Source organism: Arthrobacter sp. S41 (assembly GCF_004320535.1).
In the GTDB taxonomy this organism is placed as follows: Bacteria; Actinomycetota; Actinomycetes; order Actinomycetales; family Micrococcaceae; genus Glutamicibacter.
On the sequence record NZ_SIHY01000004.1, the window covers coordinates 1 to 21,540 of the forward strand.

A 21,540-nucleotide genomic window follows, 5' to 3' on the forward strand; every position below is an offset into this window, starting at 1 on the left:
AAAAAACACTCAAGAACATCACACGGGGGTGCAATGCCTCAAGCAAATGTTATGTATTCACCAAATAAAATAAATATTCGGTATCAACAAACTTGGCACACTATTGAGTTCTCAAACAACAAACACTTACCGGTTCTTTACCGACCATTTCAGGCGGTAATTTCGTCCAGCGTTATATTCAAATCTTATCACCGTGAATTTCTGAAAGTCAAATCAATTGTTTGTGATTTGAATCAGTATTCATGGTTCCCATTCTTCAACATCTTTTCCACAGTGACCTGTGCAAAACCGTTGATATTCTGGGGTTTTGCCTCCGATTTACATCCGGTTATTTCTTCCGTTTTGCTCTCGGCGACAAGGAAAAACTATACACAGGTTTGGGGGGTCGTGCAAATCGGTGAGGTGGTTTGTTGCGGTGACCGTGCACACTTAATCCGCTGCAACCAGTTTAAACCGCGACATCATGCGGTTTAAACTCAAAAAAACACCCTGTAAAACAGTTTTAACTGTTTTACAGGGTGTTTAGTAAGCGCCGTCATCGGCGCCAAAACCTGTTAACCGTCTAGTCTTCGACGATTTCGGCGTCCAGAACGCGTGGGTCATCTTGCGACAGTGCGCTCGGGACAATCGTTGGCATGCCGGCGAAAGCTACGTTCGCATTCTCGATCACGCGCTTTGCCATGAATCGGTTGCCAGCCCCACCAATCACCGCGCCAACACCGAACGGAACCAATCTTCCCATCATGCTGGCAGCCTGGGTGCCAATGATCTTATGCAGGAACTTCTTCTGCAAGGTGCGCTGCATGCTGGAGTAGAGGCTGGTATTCTTGTTCGCCCCGAAGGCTTGGGCCCAACCCTTCACAGGTCCTCCACCACGGCCAGCGGCCTGAGCGGTAAGCCCTGCAATCATCGAGCTTCCTTCTTCACCCATGAGGATGCCCATCACCAAGACTCGTGACTGGTCTGGATCTTCGATGGCGATGCCGTGTAGTTCGGCCAAGCTCTGCGCATAGAGTGCAGAAGCTTCAAGGAAGCCCAGGGTCGCCGCAGCTGAAAGACTCAGTGATATCACCGTGCCAATAGCCGGTACTGCTGCAGTACCACCGACGGCAGCTCCGGAACCGGTGACAACTAATAGGTAGTCACGTTCGACGATGGCGGCCAGTTCGGTCGAGTCCGCTTGGGGGTGCCTCTTACGCAGTCGATTGATGTACGCAAGTACCAGTGGCCGCTGCACGCCAATGCCCTTCAAAATAGCTTGCTGCACACTAGGGCGTGGCTTGCCATCTTTGCCAATGAAAGTCATCGAGATTGGATCTTTTTTCATGATGCCTCCAGCTTTCCGCAAAACCCTGAGAGTTACCTTGAGTCTGCCGTGCTTTGCTCGGGTTCGCTGCCATTGAGTGGATGGTGCATTACTTGCTTGTGGAACTTAATCTACAGATAACTTCAGACCAGTGACGGTTACGGCACGTTCAGTTGCGGGATTCTGCAATGCTAAGGCAAGAAAATACAGGGATGATCGCCCTGCGCGAACGGGCTAGAACTGAATGTCAGTCCAGATTAATGACCCAGGTTCATCAATGATCGTTGGTATTGCTTCATCCAGCGGTGGCTGGCTCTGCTCGATAAGGCCCTGGCCAACAACCTGCCACGAAGTATCAGGTACCAAGTAGCTTCCGGACTTGTTGAGCGCATCTTCGCGGCCCAGTGACTTAAGGAACGGTTTGATGCGTGACTCGCCGGACTCTTGTAGGTTCAGGGCTCCGGCGATGACAAACTTCTCGTCGCCCACACCTTTGGCTTGGCGCCCCTCATCGATATGAACGTAGTCCTTGCCGGCTAGATAGTCGGAGATAACTTTAAGTTCATCACTCTGGCGAGCTGCGGCAAGGTCTTGGTTCTGATCTTCGGGTTCAGTCTGTGTGGCTACTACGTGCACACGCTGACCGCGGTACTCAATAGGAATGTCCCATAGTCCGGTGTTCATCACTGGAATTGATGCGGCCAGTACACCGTCGAGTTTGGTGTGGTGCAACTGGTTGTTGGCAACGTCCTGCCATTTGAGCTTGGAGACCGCGGTGATCTGATCTTCATCAACCGGGTACTTGGAGAGCACGACTACCGAGCCCTGCTCTTCAAATTCGCCCTGACCCCAGGCATCTTGTGCCCCACCAATGACACCGTCAGCGTTCAGATCCGCGCCACTCTGCAACCCCTTGGAACCAACGGCTAGATAGGAGTACTGATAGTCAACATCTGGACGTTCATCCTCGGTGTTGTTCAGGTACTGGTCGCGGAAGGTATCTAGGGCTGCCTGGTCCGCATCCACATCGGTAAGGACAACTACGTCAGCGTTGGACTGAGCGATGCTGTCAGCGACATGCCCTGCCTGCAGGTTGCTTGCCCCCATCAGGTTTTCGTTCAACTTACCCGGCGCATCCGCGGTGAGGTTCGCTTCGATGGTGGCAACACGCAATGAGGTCTGCGACAGTGCTTGGGTTGGGATGCCAGCTACATCAGTGGCTCCGGCTGGGACAGCAAGGGCCGAGGCTGCGGGGAACACTAAAAGCGTCCCTAGGCTCACCCCTGCTGCTCCAACTAAAAACTTTCGCACGGATCAACCCTACGCCGTACCCCAACCGTTTTTCCAGCACCTTAATCGGATTGTAATGCGAGCTTCATCGTCGCCTTCTTGTTGGCCTCGAGAATCTCTTCCATATAAGGGGCACGAATCCGCATAGATACGCGGGCGTCAACCAGACATACTCCATGGGCACCGGCACTTACCCAGTCGCCAACAGCGCTCAAGTCCTCAAGCTGATCAACCCGCACGCCAGTGGCACCCATGGACCGAGCGATGCCAGCGAAGTCCACCGTCGGAATCAGCATCGGATCCTCATGCAGACCGATCGAACCGTACTGGTGCACCTCGGCGCCATAGGCGGAATCGTTGTAGATCACGATGACTCCGCTGTTGACCGTGCGGATGATCGACTCCAGGTCTGCCAAGCCCATCAGGAAGCCGCCATCGCCGGCAGCCAGCACCACGGTTCGCCCCTCGGCCGCTGCGCCAGCGCCCACCATCGAAGCGATGCCTAGTCCGATGGACTGGTAGGCGGTTCCCACACAGCTCAGCGAGCGGGTGCCGGTGGTGGACCAATACATTGGTCCCCAGCCGATGAAGTGACCACCGTCTTGAACCAGCACACGGTTGGCCGGCAGAATCTTTTCCAGTTCGCTAGCCACCCGGCGCGGATCAAGCAAGCCGTCCTCAGCCACGTCGTCGCCGGCCGGACGGGTGCGTAGGTCCTCCAGATCTAGGCTCGGGCACCAGGTGCTGTCGGCGGTGTGCACTGCATGCAGCAAATCTTCGAGGGCAACCTGCACGTCGCCCTGGGCAAAGATGTCCACGCGCGCGTTGGTGGCATTCGGCGCCAGATCAATTTGAATCAGCGTCGTCGACTGGTCAATCAGCTCGCCGAAGCGCATGGTGAATTGGTTCAGGGACGCACCCAAAACCAGCACGGTATCGGCCTGGGCGATAATGCGCGCGTTGGCTCCGGTGCTGAAACCACCGGTGATACCTAGATCAAATGTGTAGTCCAACAAATCGCGTGCCAGCAACGTGCCCGAGGTACTCGCATCCAACTTCTGCGCCAGTTCTCTAACTTGCTCGGCGGCGTCGATGGCACCGCGGCCATAAAGAATGTGCGTGCGTTTGGAGGCGTCGATCTTTTGAACGATCTGCTGCAGTGTGGCGGAAGCAAGCCGGGGCTTGGGTGGCGCACAATTCATCGAAGCGAGTTCTGGAAGTTCTTCCTCAGCGCTTTCGGCCGCGGCCAGATCGTAGGGAATGGCCAGAACCACTGGAGTCTGCTCACGCAGCGCATGCGCGGCGGCTTGAAGAGCGGTGCTTCCCGGAGTGTGGCGGTCCACTACATAACGAGGTGCTCGCACCCCAGCGTCGATGGCGGCTTGGTCTACGTCCCAGCCGCGCAGTCCAGTGCTCGGCGCATCGCCGGTGACAAAAAGCAACGGGGTGCCAGCGGCGGCAGCTTCGGCCAGCGCGGTCACCGCGTTGGTATAGCCGGCACCATAGGTGGTGGTGGCGATGGCCAGCTTATTTGAAATCCGGAAGTACGCGTCAGCTGCTGAGACAGCGGCCGATTCATGGCGCACCGCGGTGTAGTCGAATCCCGCGCGAACGGCGGCATCAAGGAAGTGGGCGTTGCCGTTGCCCATCAATCCGAAGATCTGTGGGGCTACCGGTTTTAGGGCGTGGGCAATGGCTGCGGAAACGCTAGACATTATGGACTCTTTTCAAGAAATGATGATGAAGAAAATTCCATATATGTCTGCCGTTACCAGTTGCTACGGCAACGGGTATCGCCCCTTTTGAGAGCGCCGGAATCCACAATACTGTGACCCCTGACTCAATGATGATAGGGCACTGGGAGCAGTTTGCGCTAGAGCGCTTTGTCCTCAGGCTGAACGCCTAGGCAGTGCGCGAGCGCCTCATCCAAGTGCGGCGTGCGGAATGTGTGCGAGCGTTGAAGCAGTTTTGCAGGTGTCACGCGCTGGCTGGCTAGGGCCAACAAGTCTGCTCCTTGCGCGCCCAGAAGAAGTTTGGGCGCCAACGTCGGAACGGGAAGCAAGTCCAATCGGTGAAGTGCTCGTGCCAAGGTCTTTGAATACTCTTGATTCCTTACTGGGCATGGTGCCACCGCATTAACTGGGCCTTCCAAAAACACATCCCATAACGCACGATGATAGATCTCGACCAAGTCGTCTAGGCCTATCCATGACTGCCACTGCTGCCCTTGACCAATTCTTCCGCCAAGCCCCGACAAGTACAGCGGCCTAAGTAAGCCCAGCACCCCTGACTGAGGGCTTTGAACCAGACCGGTGCGCACCTGCACACGGCGCATACCCTGGGCTTGACCCTCGCGGGCTGCAGCCTCCCAGTCTTGGACCGTTTGGGCTAGAAAATCGGTTCCGTGTTCGGCATCCTCATCCAACAGCTTCTCTCCAGCGTGTGCGCCGTAAACGCCGATGGCTGAGGCTGAGACAAAGGTCTTCACCCCGGCTGCTGCGGCGGCCCTAGCCAACTTTCTCGTGGGCTCGATTCGACTGTCGCGAATCCGCTCACGATGTTTCTGCGTGAAGCGTCCGGCGATCGTGGCACCAGCAAGATGGATGACGGCATCGCACCCAGCCAAGCTCGCTACATCCGGGTCCTCGGGATTCCAGAAGCGCTCATTGTCCGCGCGCGCAGTGCCGCGGACCAGGCGATAGACCTTGTGACCTCCGGATTGCAGAAAAGCTACCAACGCGGTCCCCACAAGCCCGTGAGATCCAGTCACCGCGATAACCATAGGCTCCATACCGTGCCGGGCCGCACGCTGGTGAGCCGTCAGATCTTGGGCAAGCTGCCCATGGCGGTAGGTGAGCATTCGCCGTACCATCCGTGCCGGTAAATTGGTTTCGACCTCATCGCGCATGAGGCAAGTGTTCGCGCTTTCTGGCACAACCTCGTGTTTGTGTCGCCACCGAAGCGGCCGCAAAGGTAGCTGTCGAGACCCAACGGGCGCGAGCTCATCGGTGAAGAGTCGGAAACGTTCGTAGTCTGCAACTTGATGTTCCGCTCGCCACCGTAGACCGATAGGCAAACCAATGACCGAGGCACCATGGGCCAGCGAGTCCGCTTGGTGCACTGCGCGCACCGGTTGCCAAGGTGGTAGGAGCCGCTGCATGGCTCCAACACGCTCGTGCCAAGTGAAGACTTGTTCTGCACTGAAAGGCATGGACGACTCATGGATTATCCGCATATTTCACACTATGACCTAATGGCACGTTAAGCACAAGAACTTCAGCAGTTCAATACGACCGCTGACGTCCTCATGTTTAAGCCACGCCTGGCGCAAAAATACCCGACTATTTAGCCTGCACTAGCGGCAAAACCTTTTTGTAGTCGGCTTCCTGCTTGGTCCAGAATTTTCCGTATTCCGCCGAATCTTGGTAACTAGTTGTCAGGCCAAGATTGTCCATCTTTGAAACCACGGACTCATCTTCGATAGCAGCCTGCAACGCGGCCTCCAATTTTTTGGCCACATCTTCAGGCAGGCCCGCTGGCGCAGCGTAACCGCGAGCAGTTGCTGCCACCACGTCATAGCCTTCTTCACTGAAGGTTGGCACGTCCGGCAAGACCTCGGCGCGTTCCTTGTCCATCACTCCGAGCACCTTGGCTTTGCCCTGTTTCTGAAGATCAATCACTTCACTGATGTTTCCAACCAACACGTCAACGTGCTTGCCTAGGAAAGCAGTAGAGGCCTGCGAGGCTCCCTCCGAGAAATGAACTGGGCTCAGTTCAGCCCCGGTGGCCTCGTTGATCTGTGCGATGGCAAAGTGCTCGCCACCCATCTGACCTGTGGTCGTGGCGTTAATAGACCCAGGTTTGGCCTTGCTGTCCTCGAGCAGGTCCTTGAGATTTTTGTATTTGCTGTCGGCCTGCACAGCAATCACCATCGGATCAACTACCTGTCGCGCCAGCGGCTGAAGGTCTTCACGTTTGAAGGCCGCTCCGCGTGCCTCGTCCATTGGGATGACAACAATTGATGGTGAACCCACGGCTCCAATGGTGTAGCCATCAGGCTTGGCATTGGCCAGTGATGTGTAGCCGATTTGCCCACCAGCACCCGGCTTGTTGACCACTTCGACATTGGTTCCTAGCTCTTTTTCCAGTACGGGCTGAATCAGGCGAGCAGCGGTGTCCACTGGTCCGCCGGGCGAAAATGACACCAGCAGTTCTACGGACTTACCATTTTTTGGAAAATCGGCTCCTGCATTGGACGTGGATGCTCCACTGGCTGAACAGCCGGCAGCAGCCAGGGTGAGAGCACCTACAGCAACGGCGGTGATGATGCGTTTCATGTGTTTTCCTTCGTTTTCGGTACAACTTATTGCGAGTGTTTAGCTTTCAGGGTCTTCAGCCACCAGCGCGGCTGGCTTGCGCAGCTTCAGTAGCGGACTGCAGACAATAACCAATGCGATGAGCAGGAGCACCATCGTGATGGGACGGTCAAAGAAAATGGAGAAGCTACCGTGCGAAATGTCCAAGGACTCGCGCAGGGAACGTTCCATCAGTGGGCCCAAAACCAGGGTCAGGACCATCGGAGCCAGAGGGATGTCCAGACGACGCAGTCCCAAACCGACCAGGCCGAAGATGATCATGACAAATACGTCGAATACCGAGAAGTTGATCGTGTAGGCACCAACAACCATGAACATCAAGATCAACCCGGCCAGGATTGGGTAAGGCACCTTCAAGATCGAAGTCCACAGGCCGACCAGAGGAACGTTGAGCACAAGCAGCAGAACGTTACCGATGAACAGGCTGGCGATAATCGTCCATGCCAGCGTGCTGTGTTCGGCGAACAACGTCGGGCCTGGGGTCAGGCCCTGCTGCAGGAAAGCTCCCATGAGCACTGCAATGGTCGGCGAGGCGGGAATTCCCAAGGTAAAGAGCGGGATTAGTGCACCGTTTGCGTGCGCATTGTTTGCGGTCTCGGGACCGGCGACACCTTCGATGGCTCCTCGTCCCAGTTCGTTGCGATACTTGGAGAATTTCTTTTCCGCTCCGTAGGAAAGCAGGGAGGAAACCGATCCGGTCATTCCCGGAATCAGTCCCATCGCGAATCCAATGCCGGTACCGCGAGCGAAAGCTGGCGTGCTGCGTTTCCAGTCAGTTCGTGTGGGAAGTAGGGCACGCAGTCCAGGTGTCTGCGTCACCGTCTGGTTCTTTCCCGGGCGGTAAGACAAGATTTCCGACAACCCGAAGATGCCAACGATAACGGCCACAAATGAGACGCCGTCAAGCAAACGGTCCATGCCAAAGGTAAAACGTGGTGCTCCCATGACCGGGTCAATACCAATCATTGAAATCAGCAGACCCAGGGCACCGGAAATCAGCGCCCTGACCATGGAGCGTCCTGCCAAAGCAACAAGCAGAGAAATTCCAACAACTACAAGAGCGAAAAATTCTGGTGGACCAATGAGCAACCCCAGACTTCCGAGCGGTTTGGCAGCCAGGACCAGACCCACGGTGGCGATAGTCCCGCCGATGAATGAACCAACCGCGGCGATGGTCAGGGCTACGCCGGCACGGCCGACTTTAGTCATTTGGTAACCATCGATGGCGGTAATCGCAGAAGCGGCTTCGCCGGGCGTATTAAGCAGAACGCTGGTGATGGTTCCGCCGTAGGTTGTGCCATAAAAAATCGCGCACAGCATGATGATAGAACCGGCAGGATCAAGATTGAGAGTCAGTGGAATTAGCAAGGCGATGCCGGCGACCGGTCCGATGCCAGGCAGTACGCCAATGACCGTGCCCAGCAGGCAGCCAACGAAGGCGAAGAGCAGGTTTTGCCAGGTCATCGCCTCGGCAAAACCCATCATGAGTTCGTTAAGAACGTCCATATCAAATTCCAATCATGCTCAACGGCAGCAACGTTGCCACCGGAAGAGAGACGTGCAGGACGGTCGTGAACAGGTAGAACACACCGACGCTCCCGCAAAGAGAAATAACTACGGCTTTCACCCACCCGATCCGAGCCCGGAAGCCAAGGTGATACATGAGGAAGGCAAATACGCTCAGCTGGAATCCGAGGAATGGCAAAGCGGCAGCCAGTATCACCAGGCTGAGGATGACAGCCCCTACTTGCGCCCCGTCGAACGACTCTGCCTCGGTTTGCTCTGTTGGCGTCGCGCGTCCCTGCAGGAACCACAAGACGGCAAGCACCATCAGGAATATGCCAAGTACCGCGGGGAAAAAACCGGCGCCTGGGCCCAAAGCGCTCCCGAGTCCAAGCTTCAATGAACCCAGCAGCGCATACAGGCCGATAAGCGCGATGACTGCTTGGCCAATGAGCAGTGGCCATCGCCCGGAAGGAACCGAGCTCCCCGTTGCATCATTCGACACAGCATCCTCCAATTGCATAGTTTGTTCGTAAATTTCATACAGTAAAATTATCTAGCGTTCCATGAAATAGTGACATGAGGCACAAGAGGTCGTCAAGCAAGTGCATCAAATTACAAATTAATTGCATAGAATGAAATCATGGCGGCAGAAAACGAGAAGTCCGAGACACCCAATGGCATGAGGTCATTAACCAGAGCTATTGCCGTATTCGAGCAGATTCAGCGCTATGAGCACCCTCGGCGCCTGAGCACCATCGCTGCCGATATGGGCATGAGCTCGCCAACCACACTTCGGATCTTGCGAGTACTTCAGGAAGCAGGCCTCGTCAGCCAGACCGACAAGAGCTACCGATTGGGCCCAGCGGTGCTCCCTGCGGCCCGCGTCTTCCTGGAAAACGATCCCTTGCCGCGAGTTGCCCAGCCGATCCTTCAGCAACTTTCTCAAGCCACGAAGCTGACAGCTTCGCTGTACACCCGTCTGGGCAGTGAGCGAGTTTTGGTTGAACGCGTGGTGGGCGAAAGTTCCCTAGGTTACAACCTCCCGCAGGGACGACGCCTTCCACTAACGGCCGGCGCGGCCGGACGCATTTTCTTGCTTGGCGCAGACGACGATGAGCTAACGCAGATTGCCGAGACGTCTCGACGCCTGCATTACGAAGCAGAGGACTTTGACCTCTTGGCCATCAAGGACCGCGCCCCCAACACCGATGCCAACTACGCCATCTCCGAGGATGAGCGTGCCCTTGGCATTATCTCGATTGCCGCCGCCATTCCATCTCGCCAAGGCCCACCAACCGAGGCACTCTCCTTGACCGGCCCCATCCACACGCTTACCCGCGAAGCCCTGGAAACTCGGGCTCCGGAACTCCTTCAGGCCGCTCGTCGCTTGTCCGATCTTCTAGCAAGCAGCGTCTACTAAGGCAATAACCAACCCAATCAGGCGCGTGAATCACGCGCCTGATTGTCGTGCCCAGAATTTCCGACACTTTTGGCGCCCTCTGCGCGAAACACAATTTCCCACACCTTGACACTGTGACGCAGCCCATGCCATGATTCCGTACATCATCAAGAAATTGCGTAGTGTGAAACTATAGAACGTCTACTGAAATTAACTCAGTTGTTTCACGCTCACCCCAGATTTGGGATAGGTGCCCCATGAATCAATCGACACAGTCTCTTTGCGTCGCACAATCTGTCATCAATCGACTTGCCGCGCTTCCTGCCGCCAACATCGGCGATGCCATGCAGCGACTAGGAATTGCTTCGGCGGACATCCAAGCAGTGTGGGATGGCGCTAAAATTTCCGGACCTGCCTACACGGTATGGGTGGCCCCAGGCGACAATGCCGGAATCCATGAAGCGCTCAAACATGTTCAGCCCGGCGAAGTCATCGTTGTCAACGGCGGTGGTTATACCGACCGCGCACTGCTCGGAGAGCTTATCGGCGAGCGCGCAATATCCAAGGGTGTCGCGGGATTTGCCGTCGACGGGGCGGTTCGGGATGCGGTGGATCTCGGCGAAATCAATCTTCCGGTCTTTGCTCGAGCTACTAGCCCCGCCGGCCCCTACAAGAATGGTCCCTTCGAAGTTAACGGAACCATCGCCTTTGGCGGTGTTGCCGTCTCGCCGGGAGACATTGTCGTCGGAGACTCGGACGGATTGGTCATCATCCCGGCAGAACGCGCCAAGGACATCGCCACCGCTGCCGAAGCCGTGAACCTTGACGAGTCACAGCGCCGCGCAGCCATTCTTGCTGACCGCAAAATCTCCCATTCCTAATAATCTAAGGTCCTCATACTATGAAATGTGCACTCATCGGACTCGGTGAAGTCGGACAGACTTATGCTGCCGCGCTGCTCGAAGCTGGTCACGAGATCACCGGCTACGATCCGTTTATCAATCATGCCCCGCAGGGCGCGCAATTAGCGCAGTCAGCTGCCCAAGCAGTTAAGGATGCAGACATGGTTTTGGTTCTGACCGGCGCCGGCGCCGCACCAAAGGTCGCGCAGGAATGCTTACCGGTGATGAAGCCAGGATCTGGTTACGCGGATCTGACCAGTTCATCCCCCAAGGTCATGGAAGACTTGGGTGCCACCTCGGGCCAGGTCAACTTCATCGATGTCGCCATCCTTGGACCCGTTATTGCCCAGGGTGCAAAAACTCCGCTGATGGCTAGTGGCCAGGGAGCTGAGGACTTTGCCGATCTGCTCAAGTCTGTGGGAGCACCGGTCGAAGTCGTAGCAGGCGGACCGGGCAGCGCCATGGCCCACAAGTTGCTACGCAGCGTCTTCACCAAGGGTCTTGCATCCGTGGTGATTGAAGCCGTTCACGCAGGCGCCGCTGCAGGACTTGAACCATGGATCCGAACAGAAATCTCTACAATGCTTGCCGGTGACGGACAGGCAACCATCGACCGGTTCCTTAGCGGCACCGCCAAACACGCGGTACGTCGCGCGGCAGAAATGCGCTCGACCGGCGGGTACTTGGAAGACCTAGGCGTCCCACACGAAATGTCTGACGCCTCGGCCAGTGCAATGGAGCGCATGACCATCGATACTAAAATGACAGCTGGCTAGCAGCGACGCTAGCAAGCTTGGAAGGAAACAGCATGATTGGCATCTGGGCGCTAGGCGTCTACCTCGCGGTCATCATCGTTTGGACGGTGCTAATGCGCCGTAACGTCGGTGAAGCGATGATTCTTGGCTTCGTTGTGGCCGCAGCGTTCAGTGGCAGCCAGATGCTGTCCGTTGGTTGGGCCGCACTCTATGAGGCGCTCACCGACGAAATCGTCTATGCAACAGTGATCTTCGTATTCATGGGCTACCTGCTTGAACGAGCCGGAGTCATGGAACGCATGATCAACCTGCTGGACTCGTTGATCGGTGGCAGTAAGGGCGGAGCCGCCTACGTGTCCACGGTATCCTCGGCCGGTTTGGGTAGCATCGTGCACAATCAGGCGGCCATCGCCGCAACCGTTGGATCGATTACCATCCCGTGGATGGAACGCTCAAAGATCGACCGCCCTACCGCAGCCACCATCGTGGCCGGTAACGCGGGCATGGGAATCACTTTCCCGTTCAGTGCTTCAATGTTTGTTCTTGTTGGTTCCTCCACCGTTGGCCCTTTGCTCTCAGCCAATGAGTTGCTGGTCCCCTTGATTTTTGGTGGGCTTTGGTGCGTGGCGCATCGACTGGTTGTGACCTATCTTTTGGTTCGCCGCAGCGGCGCCCAAACCACACCCACCGAACAGCGCCAGCAACTATCGGTGGCTTTTAGGCAAGGGTGGAGCACCCTACTGCTCTTTGTCGGTGTTGCCATTCCGATGATCATCACCAGCGGTGCCATCGCCGAGGCACTGAGCAATTACACCCAAACCAACGTGGCCAAAGCGATCAGCCCGATCTTCTGGATCCCCATCGCGTTGATCGTCATGGGATTGCTGCTCGGATTGAGCAAATTGCCACGCAGCCTCAAGGCCTGGTCATCCATGCTTGAGGACTCCATCCCCCGCTTTGGCATTGTCGGAATTACTGTGCTCTTCGCCTTTGCCGGCGCCAACGCCCTGGCCAGCACCGGATTGCCGGAGCAACTCACCACGGTGTTGAACCAGCTTTCACTGCCGGTGTGGCTGCTCGCCCTGGTGATTGGGTTAATCGTCATTGCTGTGGCGGCTCCGTTGTCCTCAACAGCAACCATGGCCGCGGTGGGCACCGTGGGAGTGGCCGCCCTTGTGGCCGCCGGAGTCCCGGCGCCGACCGCTGCCGTTGCTGTGCTGGTATTTTCCTCCTGCGAAGCGGCGGTTCCCCCGGGTGGAGCTCCGTTGTACGTTGCCTGCGGTATTGCCGGGGTCAACCCGTACAGCACCTTCCGTTCCATGATGCTGTTCTACGCAGTGCCGTTGCTGGCCATTGGTATGTTGATCGCATCCGGAATCCTGCCGGTCTAAAAGGAAACGAAAAAATGTATCAACTTATACTTCGAAAAACCTTTGTCGCCTCCCTGGCACTGGCCCTGTGCGGCGGAATCGTCTTTGTCCTGTTACAGCTCGCCGGAATGATCTTCGGCAGTGCACTCTTGCTGACCGGCCCCAACGCGGTGTTCAAAACGGTACTTTGTATCTGTGCATCTATTGCCTCAATCGCCGCCTATCTATTGCTCCATGTGGGCTCCACCCCGGTGAAATATGCACAGGAGAACTCATCAAAATGAGCAAGTACCCCACTCGTGCCGAGCTAAAACAACGCCCGGGAATCCTTGCCGGTACCTCATGGGACCTATTTAGCTCCCCGTCTGCTGGCGCCCCCGACAAGATTGATGCGGCCAAACGTATTCAGGCGGCCACATCGGTCCGCTTGGGAGAAACCTTTGGGCTGGACTATCCGATTGATGCGTTTTCGTCTGGCATGTCTAAAACCCGAGGCGCTGCAGAGCACCACATTTTTGGCAATCATCCGGCCCATCGTGATGACTACTTGGACAGCTTTTACCTTCAAGGCTCCTCGCAGATCGATGGACTGCGCCACCGCCGTTCGGATGAAGTCGGCTTCTACAATGGGGTGCCCGACGAAAAGATCATTGTGGGTACCAGCGAACTGGGCATCCAATACTGGTCGGATCAGCCCATCGTGACCCGTGGCGTGATGATCGACCTGGACGGGTTTGCTCAATCCCAGGGCCATCAACTTGATCATGCCAACGGGGAGCAGATCCCGCTTTCCCGGCTCCTTGAGGCCATAAGCCACCATGGAATCTCACTGGAACAAGGCGACGCGTTGATGGTTCACACCGGCTGGAGCGAATGGTTCTTAGCGCTATCCCCGGAGGGAAAATCCCGACAACGTGACTCAGGCAAAGCCACCGGGTTGGTGCAATCCGAAGAACTACTAGACTGGGCGTGGGATTCGGGATTGAGCATCCTGGCGGCCGATAACTTCGCCGTGGAGTGCCTGCCACCGGTGGCCAACTCCCCCTTCATCAGCACGGCCCCCAATGATCGCGGAATGATGCACCAAGAGTTTTTGGCAAAGCTCGGCCTCCCGCTTGGAGAGCTTTGGCGTTTGGGACCATTGGCCCGACGCATGAGCCAGCTGAAGAGGTGGGATTGCCTACTGACCATTAAGCCACTGAATGTTATTGGCGGCACCGGATCCCCAGCCAACGCCACCGCGGTCTTTTAAACCCAAAAGTCTCGCGCACTACCAAAGCAGTGCACGAGACTTTTGATTTTTTGCTGGTTCTAACTACAGCGCCTTCGGTCCGAATTCGGCCAAGAACTGACCCGGACCCGGGTTGGCTGGCGCGTCCGAGCCACCAAGGTGCTGAAGTACGCCCCACACGGCATTCAGTCCGGTGGTCACCGCGCCTTCGGCCCAGCCAGCGGTCCACGACACGTCGTCTCCCGCAAGGAAGATGCCGCGGTGACCGGCAGCCATCTTTTGCTGGTCAAAGTGCGTGTAGAGACGCTGCTGGTAGCGGTAATGGCCCGGCAGGTTGGCCTTAAACGCACCCATGAAGTTCGGATCGGACTCCCACGATACGGTGATTGGCTGGCCCACAATGTGGCTACGGATATCCACACCCGGGTAGATCTTCTCCAGTGAGTGCAGCATCAGTTCCATGCGGCGTTGCGCCGACAGGGAGAGCCACTTGAGCGCATCATCGTTCCAGGTGTAGGAAAGCAGGATGACCGCGGGCTGATCCTCCCCGTTATCTAGCAGGTAGGTGGCGCGGTTCAGCCGGTCGGTGAGCGTCATGGACATCAGGTGCTCCCCGGTCACCGGGTCGCGGTCCTTCCAGAACGGGCGGTCCACCATCACGAAGGTTTTTGAGGACTGCATGTAGTGGCTGCGCTCGATCGCGGTCCACAGTTCGGCTGGGAAGAGCTCCTCGTCGGTGTCGATCCCGGTGGACAGCAACCAGGACTGCACGGTGGAAACCACGGCGCCAAATTCTGCGGTGCGACCAAATCGTTCGGTCACCTCAATGGTGTTAGCCCCGTTAAAGCCTGGGTTTTGGGTGCGGTACACCTTGGAGACCGCACCGCGTGGCGCGCCGCCGTGCAGCGAGGACAGGGAAGTGCCTTCTGGCCAATGCGCCATCTTTTGTGGTGCGTGATTCCATAGCGCCTCGGGCAGTTTGGCCGCGCCGCCGGTGATGCCGCGGTGGTAGTCATCGGCGTCGGTATACACCACGCGCAGGATTTCCAGGATCGAGTTGGGGAAGTCGGTGTCCCAACCGCCTGAGCCGAAGCCCACCTGGCCAAAGGCTTCGCGGTGCTCAAAGCCGGCCTCCTTGAAGGCCTTGGAGTTGGCGATGAAGCCGTAGAAGCTTTCCTCGTCGAACTCTTCAAGCGTCGAGTCCCACAAGGCCTTGATGGTGGCGGTATCGCGGTCGCGGATGGCCTGCTGCATCTGCTCAAAGTGGGCGTCTTCGCGCAGGGCCTGCTTCCACGCCTCGGCCACTTCTTGGTAGAAGACCGGCAAATCGGCGGCGTCTTCTACGTAGATTTTCTGTCCCTTAAGCTCGATCACCGTGGAGTCGGTGGGCTCGGCCAGCGGGTTCGGGAAGTCGTAGGTATCCAGCTCAAGCAGCTCGATGTAGTGGTAGAGCGCCTTGCTGGAGACCGGGAAGCGCATGCCGCCCAGATCGCAGGTGATCTGCGGGGCTGCGGCGAAGCTGGCGGTGCGCAGTCGCCCACCGATCGAATCGGCCTCATAAACTACTGGCTTCAGGCCCAGCTTCATCAGTTCATAAGCGGTCACCAGACCCGAAAGTCCGGCGCCGATCACGGCCACCTCGGTGCCGTACAGCGCTTCGGGCACTGAACCCAGCCCGGCCTCGTTGGCTACAAATCTGTCGTAGCTGAACGGGAAGTCGGGGTTAAGCATGGTGATGGGGTTGCTGGTATTCATTGCTAGTCCTGAGGTAGTTTCGAAAGGTGGCTGTCGATATAGGCCTGCTTGCTTAGTTTGCCCAGCGTTGATCGGCGGCGTCCATAAGCCAGGTAGAGCACGATGCCTACCAGCATCCACGCACCGAAGACTACCCAGGTGTGCCAGCTGAGCTGGGTCATCAGGAACAGGCAGGCGAGCACGCCCAAAATCGGGGTGACTGGGTAGAACGGCACCTTGAAGGTACGCGGTGCCAGTGGCTGCTTGCGGCGCAGGTACATCACCGAGACGCCCACCAGCGCGAAGGCGAAGAGGGTGCCGATGCTCGTGGCGTCGGCCAGTGCGCCCAGCGGGATAAAGCCGGCGGTGATCGCCACCAGCACACCGGTAATCACGGTGCCCAGCACCGGGGTGCCGGTGCGGCGCGAAATTTTGCCGAAGGCCGCCGGCACTAGTCCGTCGCGGGACATGGACAGCAGGATGCGGGTCTGTCCGTAGAGCACGGTCAGTACCACCGAGGCAATGGCCAGCACCGAGGCCAGCGCAAAGACCAGCACCATCCATGGCTGCCCGGTGATTTCGCCGACGATCTGCACCAGGGCAGCTTCGGAGCCTTCAAACCAGGTCCACTTTCGGGCGCCGACCGCGGAAACCGCCACCAGCACATAGGCCACGGTGACGATCAGCATCGAGAGCATAATGGCTCGTGGCAGATCACGCTTGGGGTTTTTGGCTTCTTCGCCGGCCGTGGAGGCGGCGTCAAAACCGATGTAGGAGAAGAACACGCTGGAGGCTGCGGCGGTGACGCCGGCTGCGCCCATCGGCAACAGCGGCTGGAAGTTGCCCGCATCAAAGGCGCTGAAGGCGACGATCGAGAAGAAGATCAGGATGCCGGCCTTGATGATGACCACCACGGTGTTCACGATGGCCGATTCGCGCGCTCCACGCATCAAGAGCAAGGTGGCGAGCACCACGACGATCAACGCCGGCAGGTTCACTACCCCACCTTCAGCCGGTCCCCCGGCCAGTGAAACGGGTAGTTCCAGGCCAAAGGCGCGCAACGCTTCGTTGACATATTCGCCGGCGCCCACGGCCACGGCGGCCACGGACACCGCGTATTCCAGCACCAGACACCAACCGCAGATCCAGGCGATGCCTTCACCCATGGTCGCGTAGGTATAGGAGTAGCTGGAACCTGCCACCGGCACCATTCCGGCCATCTCTGCGTAGGACACCGCCGAAAGCAGTGCGGTGATGCCAGCGATCACAAAGGAGATCCAGATGGCCGGGCCTGCGATCGGCACCGTGGCGCCAAGAATCACCAGGATGCCGGTGCCCAGGGTCGCGCCGACACTGATCATGGTCAGCTGCCACATGCCTAGGGTTCGGCGCAGTGTTCCGCCCGATGAGTTTGCTTCGCTCTCGGAGACCATCTGCGTGATCGACTTGCGCCGTCGCAGCTGCGGACCGAGGCCGGTGGCTGGCTTGCGCCTGGCTTGTGTCGTGCTGTTCATCTCGGGTCCTCGCTGCACAGTGGGTTTTCTTCTGCCTTCAAGCCTAGATCTGTGATCCGGCTCTCAGCATGGAAGTTTTGAACTAAAATATTTTCCTATGGGACATTTTGCACCGCCGCCATCCTCGTCGAGCGTCGACACCCCGGGCATCACCTTAGGTCGTTTCCTGCGCCAACTGCCACCGGAAATCACGCTGGTCAACGACGCAGGTGATCGGCCGCTGCGCTGGGTAGAAGCCAGCGATATGGATGACCCCACCGATTACCTACTGGATCAGGAGATGATCCTCACCAGTGGCTTCCCCCTAGTCGGCCACAGCGATGATGCGCAGGTGGTCAACGGTTTTATCAGCCGGCTGGCCAACGCCAAAGTCAGCGCCCTGGGTTTTGGGCTGGAGCCATATTTCACCCAAATCCCGAGAACGGTGCTCGACGCCTGCCGCAAGCACCAGATGCCCCTGCTACAAATTCCGGCCAGCGTGCCCTTCGCCGCGATCGGCATCGCCTTTGCCAAGCTCACCGAGGCCGACAACGCCGCGCAGCTGCGTGCCAGCGCCGAAGCCAATCGCGCGCTGATGCGCTGCCTGACCCAGAGCGATCCCGAAAGCGCGCTGGTTTCCGTACTCTCCCAGCGCCTAATTGCCAGCGTGCGACTGCTGGGTACCGAAGGCGCCATCCGCTACCAGGCCACCATCGGTGACACCGCTGAGCTCAACGAGGAGCTGAAGTTAGAGCTCTTCACCCAGGCCACCACCGCCGCTGGGCAGTTCGCCCTGCACCAAGAAGATTCCTTGGTCGACCTAGCCTTCCCGATCCGCGCCACACTTCCCATCGGCGGCCGCGCGCCACTTCTTGGGGTGCTTTCGGTCGGCTTCGCCCGTAGTCCCTCGGCTTTTGACCACAACCTCATCACCACCGCGCTGGGTCTACTCGAAGTCCTCGCCCGCGAGCGCGCCGCCAGCTCCTCCACCGCAACCCAGCTGGCCACCGCGCTGCTTTTGGGCAATCGCGGTCCGCTGGATGACTCGATGCTCTCCCTGCTGAATCTCAACCTCGGCGGGAACCGCACAGACCCCGCCCGCGTTGTCGTAATCACCGCACTGTCGCATCAACCCGGCACCGAGGCCAACTTCCACCTCACCCACCTGCAGGCTCTGTTTGATACCCGACTGGTCATGCAGCACGACGATTACTTTGTGGCCCTCACCCGTTGCGAATCCACCCAGACTATGTTCGATCGGCTCAAGTCCTCCGGCTACCTCGCAGGCTTCAGCACACCAGCGCCCGTCGACCATCAGCTCGGCGAAAAACTGCACGACCTACTCGCCCAGGCAACCGGCTTACTGCCTCGGATGCGCGAACAGGGCCAGAGCCTTGATGCTCAAGTGATTCCCCGCTCGTTCCTCTCCCTACTACCCAGCCAGGCCGGAAAGCAGCTAGCACAGGAGACCCTGGCACACATCCTTGATTTACCCGAAGCGCGTCGCGACCTGTATCTAGAGGTGCTGCAAGGCTGGTTGGAAGCCAACGGTTCCTGGGACCAAACGTCGAAAAACATCGACCTGCACCGCAATTCCGTGCGTCGCCACATCGCCGCCATCGGCGAGGTTCTTAACAAAGACCTCAACCGCGCCGACGTCCGTCAGGAGCTATATCTGGCCTTAACTTTCCGCTCCATGAGCTAAGCCCAGCGCCCGAGATTCAAGAAACTTTTCCACAAGATTCGAAGACATATTCTAATTAACGAAGTATAATTAGAATATGTCCGAAGCAAAGGTGCACGGAGATGCCCTGCCCCAGGCGGTAGAGCCAGCGGAATTCGAAAACCACTGGCTCGCATTGCAAAGAGACCTGACGTGGATACAAGACCACGGCAGTAAAGAGGACTGTGTCCGGGGCATCGAGTTACTCGAAGGGCTCATAGCGTCTGCCAACTTCCAGCAGGCCGGCCTCTCTCACCAGCTGGAAAAGAAATTCGTTTCCGACCATGAGGAACGTGGCGTCAACCTTGACGACCAGACTCGTGGTGCCGCTGCTTGCGTAGCCATTGCCCGCAAACAGTCCCCAAATGGCTACCGCAATTACCTAGTCAACTGCCGCATCCTCTTTGAAGACACACCAAATATCGCTGCAGCCTTTTCCCGGGGCGAATTTACCGAACCTCAAATTTTCACCATCCTCAACGAACTGCAGACTGTCAAAGCGCAACGTCGCACCGAATTTGATGATCTCTTCGGCCAGAACCCGAACATGTTCGAGGGCATGGGGCGGAATCGGATCAAGGATACCGTCCGAAATTTCACGCTTTCCTTCAATTCCGACCCTATATCCAAAGAGCACAAAACTGTCGAAGAGTCTCGTTTCGCTCGCATGACTATCGACGAGAAAAAGGGCTGCGTGAAGCTGACCGCACAGTTCCCACTACTGTCGGGAATGGGACTCAAGAACTACTTGTACAAGGAGTCCCGCAAGCTCAATAAGAAGGGCGACAAGCGCACCAAGGACCAGATCCGGGCCGACATTCTCTTTAGCTACATGATGATCGGTGAGCCCTCAAAGATGCCCATCAACTTGCAGGTTGGCGTCATCATGACCGAGCGAGCACTCTTCCAAGGCGAACGTGAACCCGCTTTCCTCGAAGGCTACGGCTACATTCCCGCACAAGAGGTGCGTGAATGGATCGGCGGGCACCAGATCGACAACGAATTAACCTTCGAAGAGATGGAAGCAAAGCTCACCCCGGAACATATTGAAGAAATCGAAGTGCTCACCGAACTCGCGAGAATATATACGGCTCCCGGCAACCAAGACTTGATAAGCATGGATTCCAAGGCCCGGATCTTCCCGGAGAAGCTCAAGAAATTCGTCAGCATTCGAGATCGACATTGCCGCACACCTTTCTGCGACGGAATCGTTGCCGAAACTGACCACGTGGAGCAGTACGCGCGGGGTGGGAAGACCAACGTGCACAATTCCTGCGGCCGTTGCGAAAACTGCAACAAGAATAAGGAAGCTTACGGTTGGATTGAGCTCACGGCCATGAAGGGTCCGCACACGATGCTCATCAGCCCGGTATCCGGAATGTCTTATCAGTCCACGGCCCCACCTGCGACCGGATATGTGCATAAGCCTTTCCCACAGTTGGCGACCGATGCAACGTGGTTCAAAGACTTCAAGGGCAGGCTGAGCCGGGGCGATCCGCCGGCTTCCAACACATCATGACCGCAAACCTAAGGTGTTTCCGCGCAGCACTTCGCTGCGCGGGCATACCCTATGGGTCAGTTATTTCTCCATTAGCCATTGCGCGTAGAGATCCGTCCGAGCTTCGGCAAGGTACGGAACTTCCGATCTAATCTTCGCCAAAGAACTCACGTCGATATCCGCAGCAAGAAGCTCGGAACCTGCACCGGCTTGAGCCAGGATGGTGCCATCAGCACCGGCGATTACGCTGGTGCCTGCCAACTCAAATCCAGCTTCAGTTCCGCTGTGGTTTGCGTAGGCAATAAAAAGCTGGCTCTCCATGGCGCGAGTTGGAACAAGTTGAGTGCACACTTGCTCGTATCCGCGGCCCATGGCAGTGGGAACAAGTAGCAACTGCACTGAACGTCGCGAGGCTTCCCGGACAACCTCCGGGAATTCCACGTCAAAGCAGATCACCATGCCCAGCGTGATGCCCTCATATTCGAAGGAGGCTGGAGGGTTGCTGCCAGCGATAAAGACTTCATGCTCTTCAGTACCAAAGAGCTGCACCTTTTGATAATGGGCCAGCTTCGCTCCCCGATCATCAACAAAAGTAGACGTGATCAGCCAACCGTGATCAGTGATCTCGGGTAGGGAGTAGACCAGGGCAATCGAATGCTTGGCGGCAATGGCCGACAACCGCTCACGCGCACCAGGCAACAACGAAATATCCAGCGAATCGCGCAGGACGTAGGGCGCATAGCCGACGGTGAAAAGCTCGGAAGTGAGCAGGATTTTGGCGCCATCGGAGGCAGCACGTTGCGCAGCATGATCGATGGCAAGAAGATTGCGCTCAATCTCCAATACCTCTGCCTCGGCCTGCATTACTACGATACGCATTTGGTTCCTTCCAAGCATCATCGATGGCTAGGTTTAACCATATTCTGAGCGCACCCTGATATGTCTAGGTTATTTGGC

At 57.4% G+C, this 21,540-nt stretch carries 19 protein-coding genes; 9 read left to right on the forward strand and 10 right to left on the reverse strand.

What is annotated here, in order from left to right; genetic code table 11:
• Positions 1–474: hypothetical protein (locus EYR88_RS16170; RefSeq protein ID WP_207306540.1), on the forward strand; the 474-nt coding region annotated here is incomplete at its 5' end.
• A gap of 88 nt (positions 475–562) precedes the next feature.
• On the opposite strand, the gene EYR88_RS15605 is transcribed toward EYR88_RS16170, so the two are convergent.
• The 7 genes from EYR88_RS15605 to EYR88_RS15635 form a co-directional block, all read right to left on the reverse strand.
• Positions 563–1,327, reverse strand: a complete 765-nt coding sequence (locus EYR88_RS15605) for a hypothetical protein (protein ID WP_131090695.1) — start codon at positions 1,325–1,327, stop codon at positions 563–565.
• A 213-nt stretch (positions 1,328–1,540) separates the two neighbouring features.
• Positions 1,541–2,617, reverse strand: a complete 1,077-nt coding sequence (locus EYR88_RS15610) for an endonuclease/exonuclease/phosphatase family protein (RefSeq protein WP_131090696.1) — start codon at positions 2,615–2,617, stop codon at positions 1,541–1,543.
• 41 nt (positions 2,618–2,658) lie between these two features.
• The gene (locus EYR88_RS15615) at positions 2,659–4,311 is read right to left on the reverse strand and encodes a thiamine pyrophosphate-binding protein (protein WP_131090697.1); all 1,653 of its coding nucleotides are present in this window, start codon (positions 4,309–4,311) and stop codon (positions 2,659–2,661) included.
• Positions 4,312–4,469: 158 nt separating this feature from the next.
• Positions 4,470–5,807 (reverse strand): TIGR01777 family oxidoreductase, encoded by a 1,338-nt coding sequence (locus EYR88_RS15620; protein ID WP_242632627.1) that lies wholly within the window; start codon positions 5,805–5,807, stop codon positions 4,470–4,472.
• Between the two features lie 130 nt (positions 5,808–5,937).
• Positions 5,938–6,933, reverse strand: a complete 996-nt coding sequence (locus EYR88_RS15625; protein WP_131090699.1) for a tripartite tricarboxylate transporter substrate binding protein — start codon at positions 6,931–6,933, stop codon at positions 5,938–5,940.
• A gap of 39 nt (positions 6,934–6,972) precedes the next feature.
• Positions 6,973–8,478, reverse strand: a complete 1,506-nt coding sequence (locus tag EYR88_RS15630; protein ID WP_131090700.1) for a tripartite tricarboxylate transporter permease — start codon at positions 8,476–8,478, stop codon at positions 6,973–6,975.
• A 1-nt stretch (position 8,479) separates the two neighbouring features.
• Complete coding sequence (locus tag EYR88_RS15635) at positions 8,480–8,980, reverse strand: tripartite tricarboxylate transporter TctB family protein (protein ID WP_242632628.1); 501 nt, start codon at positions 8,978–8,980, stop codon at positions 8,480–8,482.
• A 138-nt stretch (positions 8,981–9,118) separates the two neighbouring features.
• Between EYR88_RS15635 and EYR88_RS15640 the strand changes: the two genes are divergently transcribed.
• The 6 genes from EYR88_RS15640 (at position 9,119) to EYR88_RS15665 (ending at position 14,156) form a co-directional block, all read left to right on the forward strand.
• Positions 9,119–9,898, forward strand: a complete 780-nt coding sequence (locus EYR88_RS15640; RefSeq protein WP_131090702.1) for an IclR family transcriptional regulator — start codon at positions 9,119–9,121, stop codon at positions 9,896–9,898.
• Between the two features lie 236 nt (positions 9,899–10,134).
• Positions 10,135–10,758 carry a methyltransferase gene (locus EYR88_RS15645; protein WP_131090703.1) on the forward strand — a complete coding sequence of 208 codons (624 nt, stop codon included), beginning with the start codon at positions 10,135–10,137 and terminating at the stop codon, positions 10,756–10,758.
• Between the two features lie 20 nt (positions 10,759–10,778).
• Positions 10,779–11,555 carry an NAD(P)-dependent oxidoreductase gene (locus EYR88_RS15650; RefSeq protein WP_131090704.1) on the forward strand — a complete coding sequence of 259 codons (777 nt, stop codon included), beginning with the start codon at positions 10,779–10,781 and terminating at the stop codon, positions 11,553–11,555.
• A 32-nt stretch (positions 11,556–11,587) separates the two neighbouring features.
• The gene (locus EYR88_RS15655; protein WP_131090705.1) at positions 11,588–12,925 is read left to right on the forward strand and encodes a TRAP transporter large permease subunit; all 1,338 of its coding nucleotides are present in this window, start codon (positions 11,588–11,590) and stop codon (positions 12,923–12,925) included.
• Between the two features lie 14 nt (positions 12,926–12,939).
• Complete coding sequence (locus EYR88_RS15660; RefSeq protein ID WP_131090706.1) at positions 12,940–13,188, forward strand: hypothetical protein; 249 nt, start codon at positions 12,940–12,942, stop codon at positions 13,186–13,188.
• Positions 13,185–14,156 (forward strand): cyclase family protein, encoded by a 972-nt coding sequence (locus EYR88_RS15665; protein WP_131090707.1) that lies wholly within the window; start codon positions 13,185–13,187, stop codon positions 14,154–14,156. Before EYR88_RS15660 ends, EYR88_RS15665 begins: the two co-directional genes overlap by 4 nt.
• A 63-nt stretch (positions 14,157–14,219) precedes the next feature.
• Here the strand turns inward: EYR88_RS15665 and EYR88_RS15670 are convergent, their stop codons facing one another.
• Complete coding sequence (locus EYR88_RS15670) at positions 14,220–15,890, reverse strand: NAD(P)/FAD-dependent oxidoreductase (RefSeq protein WP_242632629.1); 1,671 nt, start codon at positions 15,888–15,890, stop codon at positions 14,220–14,222.
• 2 nt (positions 15,891–15,892) lie between these two features.
• Positions 15,893–17,383: an amino acid permease gene (locus EYR88_RS15675; protein ID WP_131090708.1), complete on the reverse strand. Its 1,491-nt coding sequence runs from the start codon at positions 17,381–17,383 to the stop codon at positions 15,893–15,895.
• A 97-nt stretch (positions 17,384–17,480) separates the two neighbouring features.
• Between EYR88_RS15675 and EYR88_RS15680 the strand changes: the two genes are divergently transcribed.
• Positions 17,481–19,067: a PucR family transcriptional regulator gene (locus tag EYR88_RS15680; protein WP_131090709.1), complete on the forward strand. Its 1,587-nt coding sequence runs from the start codon at positions 17,481–17,483 to the stop codon at positions 19,065–19,067.
• A gap of 76 nt (positions 19,068–19,143) precedes the next feature.
• Positions 19,144–20,604, forward strand: a complete 1,461-nt coding sequence (locus EYR88_RS15685; RefSeq protein WP_131090710.1) for a DUF222 domain-containing protein — start codon at positions 19,144–19,146, stop codon at positions 20,602–20,604.
• Between the two features lie 60 nt (positions 20,605–20,664).
• Here the strand turns inward: EYR88_RS15685 and EYR88_RS15690 are convergent, their stop codons facing one another.
• Positions 20,665–21,462: a carbon-nitrogen hydrolase family protein gene (locus EYR88_RS15690; RefSeq protein WP_131090711.1), complete on the reverse strand. Its 798-nt coding sequence runs from the start codon at positions 21,460–21,462 to the stop codon at positions 20,665–20,667.
• Positions 21,463–21,540 lie beyond the last annotated feature (78 nt).

What these genes read in the sequence shown, in the direction of transcription:
- EYR88_RS15605 (WP_131090695.1), bottom strand. Translation starts at nt 1,327, where the DNA reads ATGAAAAAAGATCCAATCTCGATGACTTTCATTGGCAAAGATGGCAAG.
- EYR88_RS15615 (WP_131090697.1), bottom strand. Translation starts at nt 4,311, where the DNA reads ATGTCTAGCGTTTCCGCAGCCATTGCCCACGCCCTAAAACCGGTAGCC.
- EYR88_RS15620 (WP_242632627.1), bottom strand. Translation starts at nt 5,807, where the DNA reads ATGCCTTTCAGTGCAGAACAAGTCTTCACTTGGCACGAGCGTGTTGGA.
- EYR88_RS15625 (WP_131090699.1), bottom strand. Translation starts at nt 6,933, where the DNA reads ATGAAACGCATCATCACCGCCGTTGCTGTAGGTGCTCTCACCCTGGCT.
- EYR88_RS15630 (WP_131090700.1), bottom strand. Translation starts at nt 8,478, where the DNA reads ATGGACGTTCTTAACGAACTCATGATGGGTTTTGCCGAGGCGATGACC.
- EYR88_RS15640 (WP_131090702.1), top strand. Translation starts at nt 9,119, where the DNA reads ATGGCGGCAGAAAACGAGAAGTCCGAGACACCCAATGGCATGAGGTCA.
- EYR88_RS15645 (WP_131090703.1), top strand. Translation starts at nt 10,135, where the DNA reads ATGAATCAATCGACACAGTCTCTTTGCGTCGCACAATCTGTCATCAAT.
- EYR88_RS15650 (WP_131090704.1), top strand. Translation starts at nt 10,779, where the DNA reads ATGAAATGTGCACTCATCGGACTCGGTGAAGTCGGACAGACTTATGCT.
- EYR88_RS15655 (WP_131090705.1), top strand. Translation starts at nt 11,588, where the DNA reads ATGATTGGCATCTGGGCGCTAGGCGTCTACCTCGCGGTCATCATCGTT.
- EYR88_RS15660 (WP_131090706.1), top strand. Translation starts at nt 12,940, where the DNA reads ATGTATCAACTTATACTTCGAAAAACCTTTGTCGCCTCCCTGGCACTG.
- EYR88_RS15665 (WP_131090707.1), top strand. Translation starts at nt 13,185, where the DNA reads ATGAGCAAGTACCCCACTCGTGCCGAGCTAAAACAACGCCCGGGAATC.
- EYR88_RS15670 (WP_242632629.1), bottom strand. Translation starts at nt 15,890, where the DNA reads ATGAATACCAGCAACCCCATCACCATGCTTAACCCCGACTTCCCGTTC.
- EYR88_RS15675 (WP_131090708.1), bottom strand. Translation starts at nt 17,383, where the DNA reads ATGAACAGCACGACACAAGCCAGGCGCAAGCCAGCCACCGGCCTCGGT.
- EYR88_RS15680 (WP_131090709.1), top strand. Translation starts at nt 17,481, where the DNA reads ATGGGACATTTTGCACCGCCGCCATCCTCGTCGAGCGTCGACACCCCG.
- EYR88_RS15685 (WP_131090710.1), top strand. Translation starts at nt 19,144, where the DNA reads ATGTCCGAAGCAAAGGTGCACGGAGATGCCCTGCCCCAGGCGGTAGAG.
- EYR88_RS15690 (WP_131090711.1), bottom strand. Translation starts at nt 21,462, where the DNA reads ATGCGTATCGTAGTAATGCAGGCCGAGGCAGAGGTATTGGAGATTGAG.